Source organism: Marinilabilia sp., from assembly GCF_016278715.1.
Lineage (GTDB): Bacteria > Bacteroidota > Bacteroidia > Bacteroidales > Marinilabiliaceae > Marinilabilia.
This window is the reverse complement of the sequence record NZ_JADQBH010000269.1, coordinates 1-3,437: the sequence shown is the minus strand read 5'-3', so window position 1 is coordinate 3,437 and position 3,437 is coordinate 1. Positions and strand designations below refer to the sequence as shown.

2 protein-coding genes are annotated in these 3,437 nt (G+C 46.2%); both read right to left on the bottom strand.

The annotated features are described in order from the left end of the window. Positions 1–437: 437 nt before the first annotated feature. A complete protein-coding gene (gene rodA / locus QZZ43_RS16555) occupies positions 438–1,859 on the bottom strand; it encodes a rod shape-determining protein RodA (protein ID WP_291861671.1) in 1,422 nt (473 codons plus the stop codon). Next, on the bottom strand, positions 1,843–3,437 hold a 1,595-nt coding region (locus QZZ43_RS16550; RefSeq protein WP_291861669.1), incomplete at its 5' end, for a penicillin-binding transpeptidase domain-containing protein. The genes QZZ43_RS16550 and rodA, both read right to left, overlap by 17 nt.

Sequence of the window (3,437 nt, the reverse complement as noted above, 5' to 3'; positions counted from 1 at the left end):
TACCCCTGTTGCGTAGCAACCTCTGTGTCCCTCCGTGCCCTCTGTGGTTAAACCCCTCTGCGGAGCAACCCTGCGTATCCTGTTTTCAAACTGCTACCTGCCCTTTCAGGGCGCAAATAATGACCTGAACTTTTTACCCGGGACGTTGCCCCGGGCTTTGGTCAATTGGGCTTTCAGCCCGTTTTTCTGCCCCTCGCATTTACACTAAGACAAAAATCTGTTGCATCCGCGGATTGAACCATATCAGACATATAAGAAAAGTTTAAAACTAGCTCTGTGCTCCTCTGTGCCTCCTCAGTGAAACTCTGTGTAATACCCCTGTTGCGTAGCAACCTCTGTGTCCCTCCGTGCCCTCTGTGGTTAAACCCTCAAAGGGCCATTCATCCGACAGAGAGTGGTCCGGACATCGGTTTTTCTAAACCCCGATTGACAGAATATTACCGAATTAGCTCAGCCCGGTTGGTGTCCAGTTTCAGGAAAATGAACAAAAGGATGGTAAAGCCCCAGAATGACGAGCCTCCGTAGCTGAAAAACGGCAGTGGAATGCCGATTACCGGAGCCAGCCCGATGGTCATCCCGATGTTGATGGCAATGTGCATAAAGAATATGGCAGCTACACTGTAGCCATATATCCGGCTGAAATCGGAATGTTGTCGCTCTGCAAGGAAAATAATCCTCAGAAGAAGAAGCAGAAACAGCAATACCACAAAAGTGGTTCCTATAAAACCCCATTCTTCGCCCACTGTGCAGAATATAAAGTCGGTTGTTTGTTCTGGCACAAAATCGAATTTGGTCTGGGTGCCCTGCAAAAATCCTTTGCCATAAAATCCGCCCGAACCAATGGCTATTTTTGATTGGTTGACATTGTATCCTATGCCTTGAGGGTCATGCTCCAAATTGAGCATAACAAGGATGCGGTTTCGTTGATATTCGGATAATACAGAGTCGAAGAAATAATTGGTAGAATAGGTGTATCCCATCATTCCCCAAAGGATTATAAGCGCAACGCCAATTTGCGGCATTCTCTTAATTAAGACTTTGAAAACCAGGTATGTGCTTGAAGTGGCAATTCCGGCTATCATGGGAATGATGAATCCTGTGAACCAGTTCGTGATTTCGCCTAAACCAAAAATAACCAGAAAACCACCTGCTGCCAGCCAAACAGTGACAACTGCGAGTCTTTTTTGCCTCGACAGGTAGATGTACCCTGCAAAAAGCAGGAAAATTCCCAATAGTAGAATTTCAGTGGGATAGAGCAATGAAGCGGTAAAGAGAATTGCTGCAAGGACTCCCAAAAGCAGAACAACCGGGGACATTCCTTCGCGGAAAAAAACCAGGAAAAAGGCGGAATAAACCAGGGCAGAACCTGTATCGTTTTGTAAAAGGATGATGGTTGCCGGAATAAAAACGATTGCACCCATCTTCAGAATATAACGCAGCCGGGACATTTTGAAATTGAATCGACTCATTACCCTGGCTAGAGCCAGACTGGCTGCTACTTTTGTAACCTCTGCCGGTTGAAGCCTGATGGATCCTATTTTGAACCATGCTTTGGCTCCGTTAATTTCCAGTCCAAACAGAAGGGCCAATATTAACAGAAGTATGGAAATGCCAAAGAAGATGTAGGCAAATTCCACAAAAAATTTACTGTCGATAAGAAAAAGAACTCCTATCATTAAAACGGCCAGCCCAATCCATATTAGCTGCTTGCCCGGTTCGGAAGACAGAGTTATTCCGGAAATTGTTTCCGGGTCGAAATTGGCGGCATAAATATTTACCCAGCCAAAAGCAACAAGTATGGCGTAAATGCTAACAGTCAGCCAGTCAATGTTTTTGTATGTTCTAATCGTTACTCTCATCCTTATTTATCAGGTCTGCATCCAACATTCTTTGTTCAATCCATTTTCTGGTGCGATGTATCTCTTTATTCAGGTATTTCTCTATTATCAGACTGGAAATTGGCGCACCGTAAGTCGATCCAAAGGATCCGTTCTCCACATAAGTGGCCACCGCAATCTGGGGGTTGTCTTTGGGCGCAAAAGCAATAAAGATACTGTGGTCGTCACCATGCGGGTTTTCGGCTGTTCCTGTTTTTCCGCAGATGGTAATGCCGGGAATTTGAGCTATGCGTGCGGTACTTCCGGCGCCACCCCAGATGGCTTGTTCCATTCCGTCCACAACAGGGATAAAGTTTGCGGAGTCGACACCCACATAATGGGGCTCCTTAAATTTTGAAGGTATGGTGTCGTTCTCGATTTCCCGGGCCACATGAGGAATGTACCAATGTCCCCGATTGGCAATTGCGGCAGTCATATTGGCCATCTGTATAGGAGTAGTCAGTAATTCACCCTGCCCTATTGCCAGGGAGATTACCGTGAGTGAAGCCCAGCTACCTGAGTATATCTGATCGTAATAGTTGCTGTTGGGAACAAGGCCTCTTCCTTCGTTGCTTAAATCAGTTCCCAGCCTGTATCCAAAGCCGAACTTTACCAGGTAATCTTTCCAAACGTCAAGCCCTTTTTTGGGAGAACCGTATTCCGGATTGTCCAGCACATTTCGGAATACATTACAGTAGTATGCGTTGCACGACATTTGTATGGAGGCTCGCAAATCCAGCGGACTGGGATGCGAATGACACCCAACCGATAAGGCGCGTGTATGATACCCCATCTGGCAGCCAAAGCGGGATTCGGGGGTGATAACGCCTTCCTGCAATCCAATCAGGGCCATGAGGGTTTTAAAGGTGGAACCCGGAGGATACCCAGATTGCAGGGGCCGGTTAAAGAGGGGATAAAGCGTGTCGGTGGCAAGCCTCGGGAAATTTTCATTTCTCTTTCGCCCAATGAGCAATGAGGGATCGTACGAGGGAGAGGACACCATTGCCAGAATCTCTCCTGTGGAGGGTTCAATGGCAACGATACTGCCTACTTTGTTTTGCATCAGCTTTTCACCGTATAGCTGAAGTTGATGATCAAGTGTCAGTGTGAGGTCTTTCCCCGAAACGGCTGGAACATCATGGTTTCCGTCTCTGAATGGTCCTTTTTGTCGTCCATGAACATCCACCAAAACATATCGGGCTCCTTTTTCACCACGAAGAGGTGCTTCATAGATTTTTTCCACTCCGCTAATACCCCAATAGTCGCCTTGTGTGTAATAAGGTTGTTTTTTTAAATGAGCCTCGTTGATTTCACCTACATAGCCCAGTACATTGGCTCCTGTTTCATATTCGTATTTCCGAACAATCCGTCGCTGACCGTAAAAGCCTTTGAATTTGAAAAGTTTTTCCTGAAATATTCCATATTGTTCTGACGCCATTTGCTTATAAAAAACAGATGGCTGGAATGAAGAGATTTGGCGTGTGCGTAGTTTTGCATTCATTTCCAGGAAGAGATCCCGTGCTTCACTGAGCTCAACCCCCAAGCTTCTGGCCAGCTCAA

What these genes read in the sequence shown, in the direction of transcription:
- rodA (WP_291861671.1), bottom strand. Translation starts at nt 1,859, where the DNA reads ATGAGAGTAACGATTAGAACATACAAAAACATTGACTGGCTGACTGTT.